The sequence below is a fragment of the Agrobacterium sp. V1 genome, from assembly GCF_030518355.1.
GTDB classification, from domain to species: Bacteria; Pseudomonadota; Alphaproteobacteria; order Rhizobiales; family Rhizobiaceae; genus Agrobacterium; species Agrobacterium cucumeris.
This window is the reverse complement of the sequence record NZ_JAULSF010000002.1, coordinates 1,066,089-1,080,196: the sequence shown is the minus strand read 5'-3', so window position 1 is coordinate 1,080,196 and position 14,108 is coordinate 1,066,089. Positions and strand designations below refer to the sequence as shown.

Genomic DNA, 14,108 nt, shown 5'->3' with positions numbered 1-14,108 from the left:
TTGGCCTATGCCGGAGATGCAAGGCCGGAAAGCACGTCGGCGAGCACGCCAGCAAGTGCCAGCCGGAAAGTGCGTGTCGCCTGCCAGCCCGTCCGATCCCGGCGCCCCGCCGATCAACGTGGCGGAAGAGCCGGAAATCCGACACCGTTCCGGAAAAACGGCTGCCATGGCCGGCCTGGGGCGGCATCGGGGAGGGAAGGAGAGAAACCCGTCTGCCGGCCCGCAGGACCTCAGGGCTGTCGCAGGGACACGCCTTTCATGCGGTCAGGCGGAAAGAGGTGGTGCGCGCGGCGCGGCGCTCATCAGAAGAACTGTTGGCCTGAACGCGGCCGTATCCGCCACGAAACCTTCACCGGTCTTGATGAGGAGCGGCATGCCGGTCACATCGGCCGGCTGCGGCAGCAGGATGCCGGCCACGATCCGGCAAACCTCGCAGAGGCGAACAACGGCGTGCCGGTCGGGGTGGGACTGGCCATCGTCGTGATCGAAAGTGTGGCAAAGATCCGGCAGGCTGCCATCCGGCAGCATATAGGCGGAGATTTCAGTTGCGGCAAACCCGGCTTCTGCCACCGGCACGCGATGGGCGAAACCGATGGCGAACAGGGCAAGAGCGCACAGAATGCGCATCCCCTTCTGCCATGTCGTCGCCTTTGTGATCATTGCCGGAATTCCCGCCCGAACACTCTCTGAAATTCGCTTGATATTCCCATCCTGCCGCTTCACCCGAGACGGACAATTGCGACGGCGGGGATGACATGACGTTACGGAGGTACTCTGTGGCATCGCGTGTGCTTCGTCTGTGCGATAGGTCAAACAGCTCCGAGTTTGGTGACGAGCGCCAGGCGATTTCCCCCACACTGCCGGTCAGCATGGCTTGGCCTTCGAGGCTTTTTGCGCTAATCAGACCGGATGATAAAAACCTCGAGTATCACCTGCATCTAGCTCCCGCCGCAGCGCGAGGAGCATCGAGCGGGAAGCCGGCCGGCTTCACGCTTGGCGTCGGCTTGCCTGAAGGCGAGCGAATGCGAACACTTGCAGTGAGACTAACTCGATGGAAAATTATTTCGAAAGCCCCTTCCGGGGCATCACGCTCGACAGGCAGGTAAAGAACCCGAACCTCGTCGTCGGTAAATACAGCTATTATTCCGGCTATTATCACGGCCACAGCTTTGAAGATTGCGCCCGTTATCTGCTGCCGGATGAGGGTGCGGACAGGCTGGTGATCGGAAGCTTCTGCTCAATCGGTTCAGGCGCCGCCTTCATCATGGCGGGCAATCAGGGCCATCGGAATGAGTGGATCAGCACCTTCCCGTTCTTCTTCATGCCGGAGGTGCCGGAATTCGAGAAAGCCGAGAATGGCTATCTGCCGGCGGGCGACACCGTCATCGGCAATGATGTCTGGATAGGATCGGAAGCGATCATCATGCCCGGCATCAAGATCGGCGATGGCGCCGTCATCGGAACCCGGGCGCTGGTGACGAAGAATGTCGAACCCTACGCCATCGTCGGCGGCAGCCCCGCCAGAACCATTCGCAAGCGGTTTGATGACGATGACATTGCCCGCCTGCTGGAGATGAAATGGTGGGAGTGGCCGGCAGAAAGGCTCAAGGCCGCAATGCCGCTCATGACCAGCAGCAATGTCGCGGAGCTGTATCGGTTCTGGCAATCTGACATTCTGTAGGTTTGAAGCTGCCGGCTCGTCTCCTTGGGGCGGGCCGGCGATCGCTCCAGATCCCGGAGCTGTTTCCGGATATGTGAAGGCCAGACACCCACCCTGTCAGTGCAATTCCAGGCCTTCCTGAAGAATGGATTTTTGAACCGCCTCGCGCCCCTTCACGCGGCTGTACCAGGCTTGCAGGTTATGCAGGTGATCGAAGTGGATTGGCGCATTGTAATAGGATTTCAGCCATGGGGCCTGCCCCCAACCCGCCAGGGCAAACAGATAAGCATCAGCGACCGTGAACCTGTCCCCCATCAGAAAATCCTTGTCGGCAAGATGCTCGTTGATCCACGCGAAGCGTTTCTCCAGCTTCGGCCTTGCCGTCTCGATATAATCACCAGCCTGACGCGCATAAAGGAGCGGGATGAAGCCCTTGTGGATTTCGGTCGAAAGGAAGCTCAGCATCTCCTGCAGCCTGTAGCGCGCAAAGGTTCCATTCGCCGGCGCAAGGCCCGCCTCGGGCTTCTGGTCTGCAAGATATTGAACGATGACGGGACCTTCCCGCAGCACGTTGCCGTCTTCAAGCTCCAGCGCCGGAATATAGCCATGCGGGTTGATGTTGTAGAAGTTCTTCCCCTGATCCGTTGTGCGATCATTCTGATCGACCTTGATGAATTCGACGTCGAGACCCAGCTCGTTTGCGACGATATGGGGAGAAAGCGAGCAGGCGGCGGGCATGAAATACAACTTCATTCTGATAGGTCTCCATGGATTTCGGCGCCATTCTTCCGTTGCAGGAAAGGCGTGATTTCCATGTAGGTCAGGCGGTATAAAAACGTAAGAACGCAAAAACTTGTCATCTAGGTACATAAATTATACCTGGTGCAGCTGAAAGGCTAACCGATGAAGGACACCGTATCGGGCTGCTCCGTTGAACAAGCCATGCATCTGCTCGGCGGGCGCTGGCGTCTGCTCATCGTGTCTTATCTTGTGGACGGGCCGAAGCGGTTCAACGAACTCAGGAGACTGGTGCCGGGCATTTCCCAGAGAATGCTCACCCTCGATCTCCGCGCACTTGAAGACGCAGAACTCGTGGCGCGCACGGTCTATCCGACCACGCCAATCAAGGTGGAATATGCTCTGACGGAGGAAGGCCGGCGGCTGGAGAAGGTGGTGGCCGTTGTTCAGGAATTCGGCCTGTGGCTGAAGGCGCGGGACGCTGCGTCAAGTTGAATGGCCATTCGGGTCAGATGTCGCCTTGTCTCGGTAGGCAAGGACCGGCGGATCGGACATGCCGAAACGCCGGTCTTTGGGCTCATGGATGTTCAGCCCGGCATCATCGCCGGCTGGTTTGCGGGAAATTTCGCCACGTCCTCAATGCTGACGTTGAGATGCTGGGCCACCAGCGCCGGCGGGGTGTGCGTGAGCCATGAGGACAGGCTGACCTCCTGATATTCGGCAGTCTTGAAGACCGCGACGAATTGCAGGTCGGTCGTCCCAGTATTTTCGATGATGTGGCCCTGGCTTCTTTTCACGTAACCAATATCGCCGGCGCGGAAGTCGGCCGTCTGGCTGCGCGGGCCCGCGTCGAACACGGTCATCCGGCCTTCGCCCTTGATCCAGTATTGCCATTCATCCGCATTGGGGTGCCAGTGCATTTCGCGCACACCGCCGGGCTTGATCGTTTCAATGGCGGCGGCGATGGTTTTGGACACGGTGAAGGCGCTGCTGTCCGCAAGGCGAATAATGCCCGCGGCATTTTCCTTCAGCGGTTTTGATGCAGCGAGTTTATAGGTGAACGGGAACGGGGGAAGACCGGCACCGGCAACGGCCTCCTGATCCCCGGAGAGCGGTCCTGGCTCCTTGCCCTGGAAAATCCAGAGGTTCTGCAGCGGAATGTTCCGGAACACGTCCTGCGCGACGCCGAAATTCTTGGCCAGCAGTTCCGGTGAGGTATGCGCCAGCCAGTCAGTGAGAAGCAGGGTGCCATATTCGGACTGATCGCCTTCATCGAATACGATGACGAATTCGCATCCTTCAGGGCCAAGCCCCTGCAGCGAATGCGGGTAACCGGCCGGAAAATACCAGAGATCACCGGCCTCGACATCCTGTACATAGGCGCGGCCCTGCGTATCGAGCACAGTGATGCGGCAACGCCCATTGGTCATGATCGCCCATTCTGCGGCGCGGTGCCAGTGCATCTCGCGAATGCCGCCCGGTCCCAGCCGCATGTTGACGCCGGACACGGCATCCGAAATCGCGAAGTCCGACTTGGTGACCTGGCGTGCCCATCCGCCGTTCTGGATACGTTTGGCGGCGTTGTTGAACGAGCCCCAGAAGAGCTGCATGTCGCCCACATCGGTCGCCGGCGGGCTCTGGAAGGATGGGAACTGGTCGTTGATCGCGGGGTTCTTCGGGCCGGGATCGCTGAGGCCCGCGGCATTGGCATTGATTGCTCCTTCGGCGGGCTGATCAGGATTGCCGAAAGATGCTGCTCCGGCCGTGCTGGCGGCAAGAGCAGTGCCGCCGACGGCGCCGATTGCGAGGACTGCGCGTCTGGTCAATGTTTCCATTTCAGAACTCCTTGTTCATGGCGAATTGGGCCGAGGTATCGGCCGAGGTGTCGATAGAGCGGGTCTGTGATGCGAGCTGGAGCACGGCGATGCGGTCGATCAGCTCGGCATTAAAAAGGCGGTGTTGCAGCTGGCAGAAGGCTTTTGGATCGAGCGCGTCGCGCCGGTCGGTTTTCCGGGTGGCGCGGGTGGCGATGCAGGATGTCTTGTCCAGTGCTGGAACAGCCTGTGTGCCTTCGGACGTTTCACTGAGCGCCGGCACGGGAGCGGAAAGTCCGCCCAGCCTGTCAATCGTCTGCGGTGTGAGGATGCGGAAGGCGCTGGCTGATGCGACGTCTTCGGAGGCCGCAAGCGCCGGTTCGCTATTCCTGATCAGGAAAGCATTGCCACCGAGCACGGCAACCGTACCCAGTGCCAACACCGCTGCGACTTTGAGACGACGGGGTCTCTGCTGGTCGGCATTCTTGCTGATGGAGGTCATACCCTGCTCCTAAAAAGGGGTGATGGTGTCGTCAGGAACGTTCGGTGGGGAAGCGCTTGACTGGAGCAAAGGCTACGGCGGAGAAGCGGAGCCGGCATCTATACAGAGGTCTAGTTCGTATAGCGGAAGGTGTTGGCGGCGGGCTAAGCGCCGTGAGGTATCCGCTCAACGGCAATGCCTGCCCGGACGCCAGGCGTCGGAGCATGAAGTAGCGACGGATTTTACCTGAGAGGATGCAGTTAAAGCGATGGAAGGCTTGTCTGTGAGCGGATATGGGCTGGCTCACTTGCTCGGTGGCGAAGCGTCAGCCGTCAGGACGGCCGGGCGAGAACGGATTCCAGGCATCCGATCAGACTGACGATATTCACCGGCTTGCCGAGAAAGGCCAAAGCGCCGCCGTTCAAGGCCGCATTCCGGGTGCGCTCATCCTGGTAGGAGGTGACGAAGATCATCGGCGCATGCTCGCCGCGCCGGTTCAACTCACTCTGCAATTCGATGCCGGAGAGTCCGGGCATCTTCACATCCACGATGATGCAGTCGATGTCCGTCTGCTGCTGCGCTTCCAGAAAGTGTTCGGCAGAAGCATACAGGCGGCATTCGTAACCGAAGGACATGATGAGATCATCCATGGCTTCGCGAATGGCGGGATCGTCGTCGACGACGGCAATGACGGGAACGGGGGGCAATGAAAGCGACCTTTTTCTGTTTTTCTTTCATCTTCTATGCGCGCGTGCCCGTGCGAAAGATACCATACTAAGATACAGGTGGCCTGGGCTTCTCGCCGACCAACTCTGCTTTCCGCACGAGGTCGGCGACCGATCTGGCCTCCATTTTTCGCATGACATTGCCACGGTGCAGTTTCACGGTAACTTCGCTGATGCCGAGTTCATAGGCGATCTGCTTGTTCATCAGGCCGCGGACAACAGCGCCCATGACCTCGCGTTCCCTTGGTGTCAGCTGTTCGGCAAGGGAGGTGACGGCCTCATTCTGGGCGCTTTCGCGGCGTTGCGACGCATCCCTTTCCATCGCTGCCGCAACGGCGTCAAGAATGTCCTGTTCCTTGAAGGGCTTGGTCAAAAAATCGACGGCGCCGGCCTTCATCGCCCGTACGCTCATGGGGATATCGCCGAAGCCGGTCATGAAAATGATCGGCATCCTGTTTCCGACGCGTTCCAGCTGCATCTGGAAATCAAGGCCGCTTATGCCCGGAAGCCGCACATCAAGCAGCAGGCAGCCGGGCCGGTTCAGATTGGCTTTTTCGAGAAAGGCGGCGGCGCTGTCGAAAGCTTCGGCATCGAATTTCATGGAGTGGAAAAGATCGGTGAGTGCTTCGCGCATCGACAAATCGTCGTCGACGATGAACACGATGGGTGATGGTGGCTCCTTTGCCGACTTGCGCAATTCAGGCATGTTCCATCTCCTGGCTAACCGGCATGGAAATGGTAAAGACCGCCCCGCCGAGAGGATGATTGTCACCGGTAAGCCTGCCGCCCCGTGCTTCCAGTGTCGTGCGGCAGATGGAAAGCCCCATGCCCATTCCGGTCTCCTTGGTCGTGAAAAACGGAGAGAACAGCTTTTCCTTCATCTGCACCGGGAAACCCGGTCCATTGTCGTGAACGGCAATATGGATATTGTCGCTGTCTTCGCGCTCCTTTCGCACCGTGATGGTGCGATTGCCGGTACCCGCCTCGTCCATGGCCTGAATGGCATTGGTGAGAAGGTTGATGAGAACCTGCTGCAACTCGATCCTGACAGCCATTATCGGCGGCGTGGCGGTTTTTTCCACATATACCGTGGTTCCGCTGCGTTCCAGCTCATGTTCCAGAAGACTGAGCGTTTCATCGATGAATTCATCCAGGTCGAAGGTTTCCATCTTGCCGCTCGTATGGGCGAGCAGGCTGCGTGTGTTCTGGATGATTTCACTGGCGCGCTGCCCGTCGCGGATCATGCGTTCGGCCGACCGGCGGGCGGCGGCAATATCCGGCGGATCGCGATCGAGCCACCGCAGCAATGTCTGCGCGTTGACGATGATGGCGCCAAGCGGCTGGTTCAGTTCGTGGGAGAGCGATGCGGACATGGCGCCGACGGCCGCCGCCTTCGAGGCCTTTGTCAGCTCCGCCTGCGCTTCCGCCAGTGCCTTCAGCGCCATTTCGCGCTGGGTGATATCCACCATGCTGACCACCACACGGTTGAAGGAGGCCGCTTCCGCAGGAAAACTGATGGAAAGAAGCACCAGCTTGTCTTCGCCGGTGTCTGTGCGCACCACCACCCTGTCTTCGAAGACAGGCCGGTTGTCGATGATCGCCTGCAGGACATCGACGAATTTGCCTGAAGAAGAAACGACCGATTGCTGGAGAGTGCCGCGGATTGAGGAGTCGTAACCCAGCATTTCCTTTCCGGCCTCATTCGACGCAACGACGGTGATGAGATCGATGCATTGCTGCGCAAAGTCCGGATTGGCGCGAGCATGGGCGCGCATGTCGGTGATGCCCTGTTGCTTGAGGCCCATCAGCAGGGCGTGAAGTTTCGAATAGTCGCGTTCCCAGAGTGCGACGCGCGTGCGGTCGAAGATAGAGCGATAACGCTCTTCGCTTTCCTTCAGTGCCGTATTGACCGACACCATCGCTAACCGGGCGGTCTCCGTTTTCAGAAGCAGCACGGTCGTGACGGCAAGCGCTGCAAGGGCGACGACCAACCGAAGGGCCGACTGGAAGTCCGCGTCCTGCGCATGGGTCGCTGCATAGGACAGGAGGGAGAGAATGGCGCAGGCGCAGGAGATCGCGATCAGTCCCGACCAGCTTACAGCCTGCGCGGCCAAAAGCATCGTGATGACATAGAGGACGGCAATCGCCCCTTCTATGTCGGTATAGGTATCGACGTAAAATACCGCGGCCGCCAGCGCCAGCGCCCCAAGGCCGAAGGCCAGATGGTGCGTCCCGCCTTCCGGATCACGCGCGCGAAACATCCTTGACGCAATCGACATTGTTCCCCCGATGCGATTTTTGCCGACAATACGGTTTTTTCAGCACAACCTGACCTATACATAGTCAACATCGCAGAGCTATCAGAAGAAGAATATCGAAATTTCGTCGAGTCGGATGAAAGAGCTATAGAAGCGAATCGAAGTTACCTTGAACGTGAATATAGCAACGACGAAAAAATACCTGATATGTCAAAATATTCCGACATAAAACTCTACGCGACCGTGAGTGTCAGCGGGACAATTGTTGCAAAAATCGATAACCAAGGTGGAGTAGAAACCACCGACGAAGCTCTTGGAAAGAGTCTGATGAGCTTACTAATAAGCGACATGAATGGTACAAACGGCCCCAACCTTGCGCAAGCTCGGGCCGAACAAATCTCTAAGCTTCTGGGCGGCAGCATTGTAAAAGCAGATACGGCCCTGACACAATTACAGTTCAGTACGTTTTCTAATACAAATCAAACCGAGCGCGTCGTGAACTACGAGGCCATGAAGCAAGATCCGATATATCATCACACTCAAAATCTTCTAGAAAATATAGAGAAAATCAAGCAGCAGAGACAAAATTTCCTGTCTCAGAGACAATAAAATTCTTAAAATCGCTTATCGACATATGTATACGGGCGGAAGAGTACGTCGCCCGTATACATAGCTTAAAATATTCAATTAAATAAAATTATCTGTCGGAGCATAATTTGCGATATTGAAAGTCATGCTATCGGCCGTTTGTAAAAATTCTACTGTGTAGTGACCGCCGAGATAATAATCTTCGATTTTTACCCCTGCATCTATGGTTTCATCAGCAAAATCGGTTGTTGATGTGATCCACAGATCGTTCGAATTCTGAAAGCGAATGAGCTCAATTTCGTTCGAAAGATAGGAAACAACAATTCGATCTTGGGTGTCATAGACGGAGTCAGTACGAGGACTTCCTCCCTCATTTACGCCGTCGTTGACGACATCAATGCCACCCTCAAGGAACTCGTAGCGATCGTTACCAGCTCCGCCCCACAGCCTGTCGTTACCCGTTCCGCCATTGAGAATGTCGTTTCCAGCGCCATCAAGAATGACATCATTTCCACTCCCGCCTCGATTGACGTCGTTACCGATCCCGCCAATAAGCGTATCATCCCCAGGACCACCTTCAAGTGTGTCATTTCCGTCATCGCCGGACAACCAGTCGCTATTACCTTGGCCTCGTAAGAGGTCGTCGCCTGCGCCACCATTGAGGTTGTCGTCCCCATCGTGACCATAGAGGAAATCATTACCGTTACGGCCATACAGAGAGTCGTTCCCAGTGTAGCCAAAGAGCGCGTCGGAGCCATCTCCTCCATCAATATAATCGTTCCAGCGCGATCCTATAATACGGTCATCTCCTCCCAAGCCTAGGAGTTGCCACCAAGCCTGATAGGCAGGCCAACCTGCCGATGGCGCATAAGTATTGTTGCTGTAGTCAATATTGTTCGCGTTATTGTCTCCGGAATAATAAGGCATCTCAGTCTCCGTTGTTTCGGCAGAACTCTGCCTGTCGTCCAACGCATGACCCTAGGCCCCATGCCGAGGTTCATGCTCAGTGTTACGTCATGAAAAACTTATTAGGCATCATCGCGTTACATCTTTTGGCGGAACTGCATTTATAGCTTCATCATTCTGCCGACCTACAAGGCAAGTGAAATTTCACCGCCTGAACCGGAACGGCAGATACACTTAAAATACAAACTAAGTAAAATCAAAAGTAAAAAACGATAAATTCTCTATATCAACAAAATTTGAATAAATTAACAAGCATTAAATATTAATTATACAATGAAATACAAATATAAATATGTAATAATTTAACAAAAATGTCATAACCACCTAAATCATCTTCTCTATATCTCGCAACATAGGACGACAGAAGTAAAAACGCCGGAGCACAGTCCGGCGTTTGGTTGTAGGCCACCAACCCTTTGTTAGGTCCGGACTGAACTACCTCCATTTCAACCGGACAGTCAGCATAAGCAGAAAGGCTCACGCACCCACTCTAGTCAGTGGGGATAATGCCTCTGGCATCGAGTGCCGTGAGATCTTCTCTCAAGCGAACGGCCATATCCATCCGCTCGTGCAGAATACTCATCACACCCAGGTCACCGTTATCAAGCTCTCGGAAAAACAGGTAGTGATGCTCATACCGGCTGAAATAAGCCTCGCTCTTGAGGTCGCCGGGGACGGCAAGTCTTTGGGGAAGGCGCCGCCAAAGCAAGTGGTCGCCGCAGAGGCGCTGCAAATGCGCGTGCAGGCCACGTATATAGGCCTCAGCCTGCGCTTCACCCCAAGTATCTGCGGTGTCGCGCCAGATTTTATCCTGTGCGGCATCGGCAGGCGCATAAAAGCGATAAGCTGCCATAACTAGCGACGCTTGTTTCGGCCGATTACATCATCAGCAGAGACGGCTCTAAACTCGCTGTCGTCCGCGCGCATTGCGGGAGCCAGTTCCTTTTGCAATGTATCCCAGGCCTCGTCGCGGGTTTGCAGGTCACGCCGAATAAGCGCACGAATATATTCGCTCGCATTCTCATAAAGACCGTCATCACCAATCTGCTGCTGGATATGGTCTTGCAGCGCACCGCTGACTTTGACGTGAATGCTTCCGGACGCCATGGCGTTTTCCTTTCGGTCTCCTCGATTATGAAAAGCGTAGCATATATTGTCAATATTCATCACGGCGTGGGCAACGCGTGCTCTTTGGTCGATCGTGAGCGCCACAGGAGTCAAATCGCTATATCGTTTACTTTGCCGACCGGTTGAAATATTTCTAGTCTAACGAGAAAACGCGAATGAGGATCAGGAATTGAAAGTCATCACAGGAACCGGATTTGCCGTTACTGCCCTGCTTTTTTCGAGCTCTGTCGCCTTTACCGCACCGACATATCTCAGCTGTGAATTCGCAACTTCGAAGGGAACACCCCAGGTGTTCAATTTCGCTCTCGACGAAGCCGCCGGAACATTTGGAGTTTATGTCCCGGCTTCTGGCAGTCAGAGGATGGAAAAGGGCACCTTTGCCGGTGGTAAGGCGAGCCTGAATGAAGGCTCGGTGGCATGGGAGATCGACATCGCCAAGGGTTCAGTCATTCGTGACAAGCGCATGGTGGGCGAGAAGGACAGCGGGACCTGCAAGACGATCTCGCACGCGCAGAGCGGCTTTGAAGAGGAATAGCCGATCCGCACAAGAGGCCGGTATCGAGACGTTTACAGGGCGCTGAGGCGCCTAACGTGCCATGAGGCCAACATCACCGGCAGATCGCCATCATGCCTCGCAGGGTATCCTCTACGATACGGCCCACATCATTCGTGAAGCTCGCCCATAACGGAGCGGAGCAAGCTTTGATCCGGCATCTTGCTGATTGATATGCCTGCTTCACGAAACCACGATGTATCCGCCTCCGGATGAGGCCCCGTCAGCACGACGACACCTTTGCCGAAACGGTAACGAGCAGCGGCAATATCGCCATTCTGATACGTAGCAATCTTCTTGAACTCGCTGCTGTCTTTCGGCTCAGGCATATACGGCCCGTCCTGAAAGAAGACTGTCTGTTCTTTACCGCTCCACCTTGTCGACACCACCGTGCTTATGATCGAATTTACCGGAAAGCCGGGCCGCCCGACCTCGGATTCCAGCTCGTCATCGATCAATCCTATGCCCGAACCGCTTGCGAGATAGGCTCCCATGCACGAGCCGAAAAAGCCGCCTCCTGCCTTAACAAACCTGCGGATGGCCTCAACCCGTTGCTCACCAAGGCTTTCAAATGCAGCTGGAATATCCTGTCCCCCACCCGGTTGGACGTAGATGTCATATTTTGAAAGCGTCTCGTCGCGAATATCGATCCGCTCTTTAGCACCGACGTAATCGACCCGATACTCAGGTCCGAGCGCCATAATCGATTGACGCATCGTTTCAGAACAATCCTCGCAACTGGCCGGCCCGCGGTAAACTGCAACCCGAACGATGCCTTCCTTTGCATTTGAAGAAGAAACCACCCCGGTGGTGGCAGCGATAATGGTGAGTGCCGCGGTCATGGTTTTGATGATCATGTCTTATCTCGCTTATCTGGCGCTGGTTGGCCGAGGGAAGAGGCACAGCTGGCAGGAACTGGAACACAGCTTATGAGGCGCGCAACGCGCCGAGGCTCAGCGTGGCTCATGGCCTGGTATTCACCATGGGGTCCTCGTCCGGGCCTTGATCGTCCGGCGCAGGAGCAACGCTTGCCCCGCTCGAATCCTCATTGGACGGCCATGTATCAGATGTTGAATGATCGGGCGGCGTCCAGTCCTCACGATCCTCCCGCTTGTCCTCATGGTGTGGCGAAGTGCCGTCTGTGGCAGGATCGAAAGCGCCCCTCTCCGCAGCATCAGGGTGTTGTTCCAGCGGAGACGGAACCACAGGCGGCGGGTTGTCCTGACCGCCAGGAGTAGCGGGATCCTGATCCTTCAGGCGGCTGTCGATCGGGACTTCAGGGCCTTGATCGGAAGCCTCTGCCGACGGAGGAACAGCGTTGTTTCTGAACTCATCAACCGGCGGAGCAGCCAGGGTCTGGTCTGTGGAAACGTCTTCCACGCTGAAGTTCACATCCTGTGGAACGGGCGCGACGGCGACATCCGACAAATCTTCCTCGGGCATCGTCTGGTAGATATTCGTCGTCTCGTTCGTGACGTTGTATATCGTTTCATAAGTGACGTTCTGGAAGATTTCGGGGCGGCTTTCGGTCATGATCGGAGCAGAAATGATCACGGGTTCGCTGTAATAGCTGTCAGCAACGCCTTGGTAATACCCGTCGTAATATCCGTCCCAGTAACTGTCGATTGACCGGTCGCTTTCAAAATCGACGATCCTTACATAATAGCCTGGATAATACTCCCTCGTGGTGAGTGAGAGAGCTGCGAAGGAGCCGGACAGGACCGTCAGTGTGAACGAAAGGCGCTGGTAGTCGTATCCACTTGCAGGCGCGCGCTGCGCTATCACAATTTCACGCCGCATCCTGATAACCTCAGTGCGAAGAGCTGCGTTGTCGGCGACCTCGTCCTCCAACTGCTGCATTCTATACGACAAGTCGGCAACTTTTCGTTTGAGCGCTTTCACATCCGATGCATTTGCATTTGTCGCAAATCCCTTATGTTTTGCGAGAACGAAACGGCTCGAATATTCCGCCCAGGCCGCATTGAAGCGCTGGAGAGCTCTCGTCGCCCCGTCGCATTTGGCTGATGACAGGGAGTAACGCGTCTGCAGATTACCGACCGCATGGGACAGCGCCTTGGTGGCCCGCGAAATGCGGGCGGGTTCACGCGATGCAATTGCCGCTTCAAGGCCCTGCACAGACCGTGTCGCCTCCGTGAGGGCAGCGAGCACCGCCACGCCACTGCGACGCCGTTTCTCGCCCTTCGCTTCGCTGAACGAAAAAGCGATTTCCCCCAGAGAGGCGCGCATGTCTCCAAGAAGGGCCGGCGCGTTCATCCGGACGGGCGAGCCGGCAACCGCTCGCACTGACGAGAGCGAAACGACGGCGGTTGCCAGAACAGTCTGCTGGACCAGGGGACTAACCGTAAGCGCCGCGAGAACCGGAAGAAGCGACACAAGTTTCATTTTGTTTTCAGGCATTTTCAAATCTCTCGTACCTATTGTATGTCATCGCAGGAGCGCGCAATCCGTATATGTCCGGTCACGGCACCTTAAGGGTCCGTCCACGGACCAACCGGGCGGATTTCGTGTGGCCAGGATCGTGAGCGCAATCATCCAGAAGATGGCAACAAACACGGCGGCTGGAAGTAGGCGCAAGAACATCGGTGAACCTCACTGAACCTGACGAGCCAAAACGCGTCAGGCAGTGATATATTCCACTGGACCTGACAGCCCCTTGAAGCCGTTGTCAGCGAATTGTCATCTTCAATCGTCTAAAGGTGCTGCGACCAAGGAGGTCCATGTGAAACCCACCAAGCCAAAGCGATGCGTCCGATACTCCGTCGTGCTGGCGTTGATGCTCTCCACCGTGGTCCACGCGCGCGCCTATGCTGAAGATGACACGGGCGCAGGCGCTGAAAGCGAGACCTCCTCCGAGACCGAAAGCGACGATGGCGTGGCCGAGGGCGTCTATAATGGCAGCGACGCTGCCAGCTCGATGCGCGGCTTTTCCAACGAGATCGAAGATTACCAACAGCAGGATCAAGGGGCCCCAAATGGTCTTCAGGGGCAAAATATCCTTTCGCTCGACAGCATTGCGGCAAAAACCCAGGCGCTCACGGACGGCCGCATTCTGGACGCTGAGCTCAAACCGCGCCGCAACGGCCTCAGATACGAGCTCAAAGTCCTGGAAAATGACGACCGGTTGCGACGATACTCCTTCGACGCGCATAACGGCCGTCTCATCGGAGTGAAGTGAA

General features: G+C 56.3%; 17 protein-coding genes. 5 read left to right on the top strand and 12 right to left on the bottom strand.

The features are described 5' to 3' along the window. Positions 1 to 264 precede the first annotated feature (264 nt). Positions 265 to 660, bottom strand: coding sequence for a hypothetical protein (locus QSV77_RS18895; RefSeq protein WP_302734651.1), 396 nt, complete (start codon positions 658 to 660; stop codon positions 265 to 267). Positions 661 to 1,051: 391 nt separating this feature from the next. Between QSV77_RS18895 and catB the strand changes: the two genes are divergently transcribed. Further along, positions 1,052 to 1,681 carry a type B chloramphenicol O-acetyltransferase gene (catB, locus tag QSV77_RS18890; RefSeq protein WP_302734650.1) on the top strand — a complete coding sequence of 210 codons (630 nt, stop codon included), beginning with the start codon at positions 1,052 to 1,054 and terminating at the stop codon, positions 1,679 to 1,681. Between the two features lie 96 nt (positions 1,682 to 1,777). On the opposite strand, the gene gstA is transcribed toward catB, so the two are convergent. Continuing rightward, positions 1,778 to 2,413 carry a glutathione transferase GstA gene (gene gstA / locus QSV77_RS18885; RefSeq protein WP_142842052.1) on the bottom strand — a complete coding sequence of 212 codons (636 nt, stop codon included), beginning with the start codon at positions 2,411 to 2,413 and terminating at the stop codon, positions 1,778 to 1,780. A gap of 150 nt (positions 2,414 to 2,563) precedes the next feature. Between gstA and QSV77_RS18880 the strand changes: the two genes are divergently transcribed. Then, positions 2,564 to 2,893, top strand: coding sequence for a helix-turn-helix domain-containing protein (locus tag QSV77_RS18880; RefSeq protein ID WP_302734649.1), 330 nt, complete (start codon positions 2,564 to 2,566; stop codon positions 2,891 to 2,893). A gap of 92 nt (positions 2,894 to 2,985) precedes the next feature. Here the strand turns inward: QSV77_RS18880 and QSV77_RS18875 are convergent, their stop codons facing one another. The 5 genes from QSV77_RS18875 to QSV77_RS18855 all read right to left on the bottom strand — a co-directional run bounded on the left by QSV77_RS18875 (position 2,986) and on the right by QSV77_RS18855 (position 7,697). Next, on the bottom strand, positions 2,986 to 4,233 hold the full coding sequence (locus QSV77_RS18875) for an oxalate decarboxylase family bicupin (RefSeq protein WP_142842053.1): 1,248 nt from the start codon (positions 4,231 to 4,233) through the stop codon (positions 2,986 to 2,988). A 1-nt stretch (position 4,234) separates the two neighbouring features. Continuing rightward, on the bottom strand, positions 4,235 to 4,714 hold the full coding sequence (locus QSV77_RS18870) for a hypothetical protein (protein WP_271363197.1): 480 nt from the start codon (positions 4,712 to 4,714) through the stop codon (positions 4,235 to 4,237). A gap of 311 nt (positions 4,715 to 5,025) precedes the next feature. After that, positions 5,026 to 5,400, bottom strand: a complete 375-nt coding sequence (locus QSV77_RS18865) for a response regulator transcription factor (RefSeq protein WP_142842055.1) — start codon at positions 5,398 to 5,400, stop codon at positions 5,026 to 5,028. A gap of 67 nt (positions 5,401 to 5,467) precedes the next feature. Further along, the gene (locus QSV77_RS18860; protein WP_302734648.1) at positions 5,468 to 6,124 is read right to left on the bottom strand and encodes a response regulator transcription factor; all 657 of its coding nucleotides are present in this window, start codon (positions 6,122 to 6,124) and stop codon (positions 5,468 to 5,470) included. Further along, on the bottom strand, positions 6,117 to 7,697 hold the full coding sequence (locus tag QSV77_RS18855) for an ATP-binding protein (RefSeq protein ID WP_302734647.1): 1,581 nt from the start codon (positions 7,695 to 7,697) through the stop codon (positions 6,117 to 6,119). Before QSV77_RS18855 ends, QSV77_RS18860 begins: the two co-directional genes overlap by 8 nt. A gap of 186 nt (positions 7,698 to 7,883) precedes the next feature. Here QSV77_RS18855 and QSV77_RS18850 point away from each other — a divergent pair, with 186 nt between their 5' ends. After that, complete coding sequence (locus QSV77_RS18850; protein ID WP_302734646.1) at positions 7,884 to 8,285, top strand: hypothetical protein; 402 nt, start codon at positions 7,884 to 7,886, stop codon at positions 8,283 to 8,285. A gap of 78 nt (positions 8,286 to 8,363) precedes the next feature. Here QSV77_RS18850 and QSV77_RS18845 read toward each other — a convergent pair whose 3' ends face one another. The 3 genes from QSV77_RS18845 to QSV77_RS18835 all read right to left on the bottom strand — a co-directional run bounded on the left by QSV77_RS18845 (position 8,364) and on the right by QSV77_RS18835 (position 10,337). Further along, positions 8,364 to 9,191: a calcium-binding protein gene (locus tag QSV77_RS18845; protein ID WP_302734645.1), complete on the bottom strand. Its 828-nt coding sequence runs from the start codon at positions 9,189 to 9,191 to the stop codon at positions 8,364 to 8,366. Positions 9,192 to 9,720: 529 nt separating this feature from the next. Further along, complete coding sequence (locus QSV77_RS18840) at positions 9,721 to 10,083, bottom strand: type II toxin-antitoxin system RelE/ParE family toxin (RefSeq protein ID WP_302734644.1); 363 nt, start codon at positions 10,081 to 10,083, stop codon at positions 9,721 to 9,723. Positions 10,084 to 10,085: 2 nt separating this feature from the next. Beyond that, the gene (locus QSV77_RS18835) at positions 10,086 to 10,337 is read right to left on the bottom strand and encodes a transcriptional regulator (RefSeq protein WP_302734643.1); all 252 of its coding nucleotides are present in this window, start codon (positions 10,335 to 10,337) and stop codon (positions 10,086 to 10,088) included. Between the two features lie 190 nt (positions 10,338 to 10,527). On the opposite strand from QSV77_RS18835, the gene QSV77_RS18830 reads away from it, so the two are divergent. Further along, positions 10,528 to 10,893, top strand: a complete 366-nt coding sequence (locus QSV77_RS18830) for a hypothetical protein (protein ID WP_302734642.1) — start codon at positions 10,528 to 10,530, stop codon at positions 10,891 to 10,893. Between the two features lie 128 nt (positions 10,894 to 11,021). Here the strand turns inward: QSV77_RS18830 and QSV77_RS18825 are convergent, their stop codons facing one another. Together QSV77_RS18825 and QSV77_RS18820 are read right to left on the bottom strand one after the other, a co-directional pair. Next, complete coding sequence (locus tag QSV77_RS18825) at positions 11,022 to 11,768, bottom strand: BPL-N domain-containing protein (protein ID WP_302734641.1); 747 nt, start codon at positions 11,766 to 11,768, stop codon at positions 11,022 to 11,024. 106 nt (positions 11,769 to 11,874) lie between these two features. Next, the gene (locus QSV77_RS18820) at positions 11,875 to 13,329 is read right to left on the bottom strand and encodes a hypothetical protein (protein WP_302735273.1); all 1,455 of its coding nucleotides are present in this window, start codon (positions 13,327 to 13,329) and stop codon (positions 11,875 to 11,877) included. A 322-nt stretch (positions 13,330 to 13,651) separates the two neighbouring features. Between QSV77_RS18820 and QSV77_RS18815 the strand changes: the two genes are divergently transcribed. After that, entirely contained in the window at positions 13,652 to 14,107 is a 456-nt protein-coding gene (locus QSV77_RS18815; RefSeq protein ID WP_302734640.1) for a PepSY domain-containing protein, read from the top strand. Position 14,108 lies beyond the last annotated feature (1 nt).

Coding starts and splice junctions, on each gene's coding strand:
- QSV77_RS18845 (WP_302734645.1), bottom strand. CDS start 9,191: ATGCCTTATTATTCCGGAGACAATAACGCGAACAATATTGACTACAGC.
- QSV77_RS18835 (WP_302734643.1), bottom strand. CDS start 10,337: ATGGCGTCCGGAAGCATTCACGTCAAAGTCAGCGGTGCGCTGCAAGAC.
- QSV77_RS18855 (WP_302734647.1), bottom strand. CDS start 7,697: ATGTCGATTGCGTCAAGGATGTTTCGCGCGCGTGATCCGGAAGGCGGG.
- gstA (WP_142842052.1), bottom strand. CDS start 2,413: ATGAAGTTGTATTTCATGCCCGCCGCCTGCTCGCTTTCTCCCCATATC.
- QSV77_RS18820 (WP_302735273.1), bottom strand. CDS start 13,329: ATGCCTGAAAACAAAATGAAACTTGTGTCGCTTCTTCCGGTTCTCGCG.
- catB (WP_302734650.1), top strand. CDS start 1,052: ATGGAAAATTATTTCGAAAGCCCCTTCCGGGGCATCACGCTCGACAGG.
- QSV77_RS18895 (WP_302734651.1), bottom strand. CDS start 660: ATGATCACAAAGGCGACGACATGGCAGAAGGGGATGCGCATTCTGTGC.
- QSV77_RS18875 (WP_142842053.1), bottom strand. CDS start 4,233: ATGGAAACATTGACCAGACGCGCAGTCCTCGCAATCGGCGCCGTCGGC.
- QSV77_RS18825 (WP_302734641.1), bottom strand. CDS start 11,768: ATGATCATCAAAACCATGACCGCGGCACTCACCATTATCGCTGCCACC.
- QSV77_RS18860 (WP_302734648.1), bottom strand. CDS start 6,124: ATGCCTGAATTGCGCAAGTCGGCAAAGGAGCCACCATCACCCATCGTG.
- QSV77_RS18850 (WP_302734646.1), top strand. CDS start 7,884: ATGTCAAAATATTCCGACATAAAACTCTACGCGACCGTGAGTGTCAGC.
- QSV77_RS18880 (WP_302734649.1), top strand. CDS start 2,564: ATGAAGGACACCGTATCGGGCTGCTCCGTTGAACAAGCCATGCATCTG.
- QSV77_RS18870 (WP_271363197.1), bottom strand. CDS start 4,714: ATGACCTCCATCAGCAAGAATGCCGACCAGCAGAGACCCCGTCGTCTC.
- QSV77_RS18840 (WP_302734644.1), bottom strand. CDS start 10,083: ATGGCAGCTTATCGCTTTTATGCGCCTGCCGATGCCGCACAGGATAAA.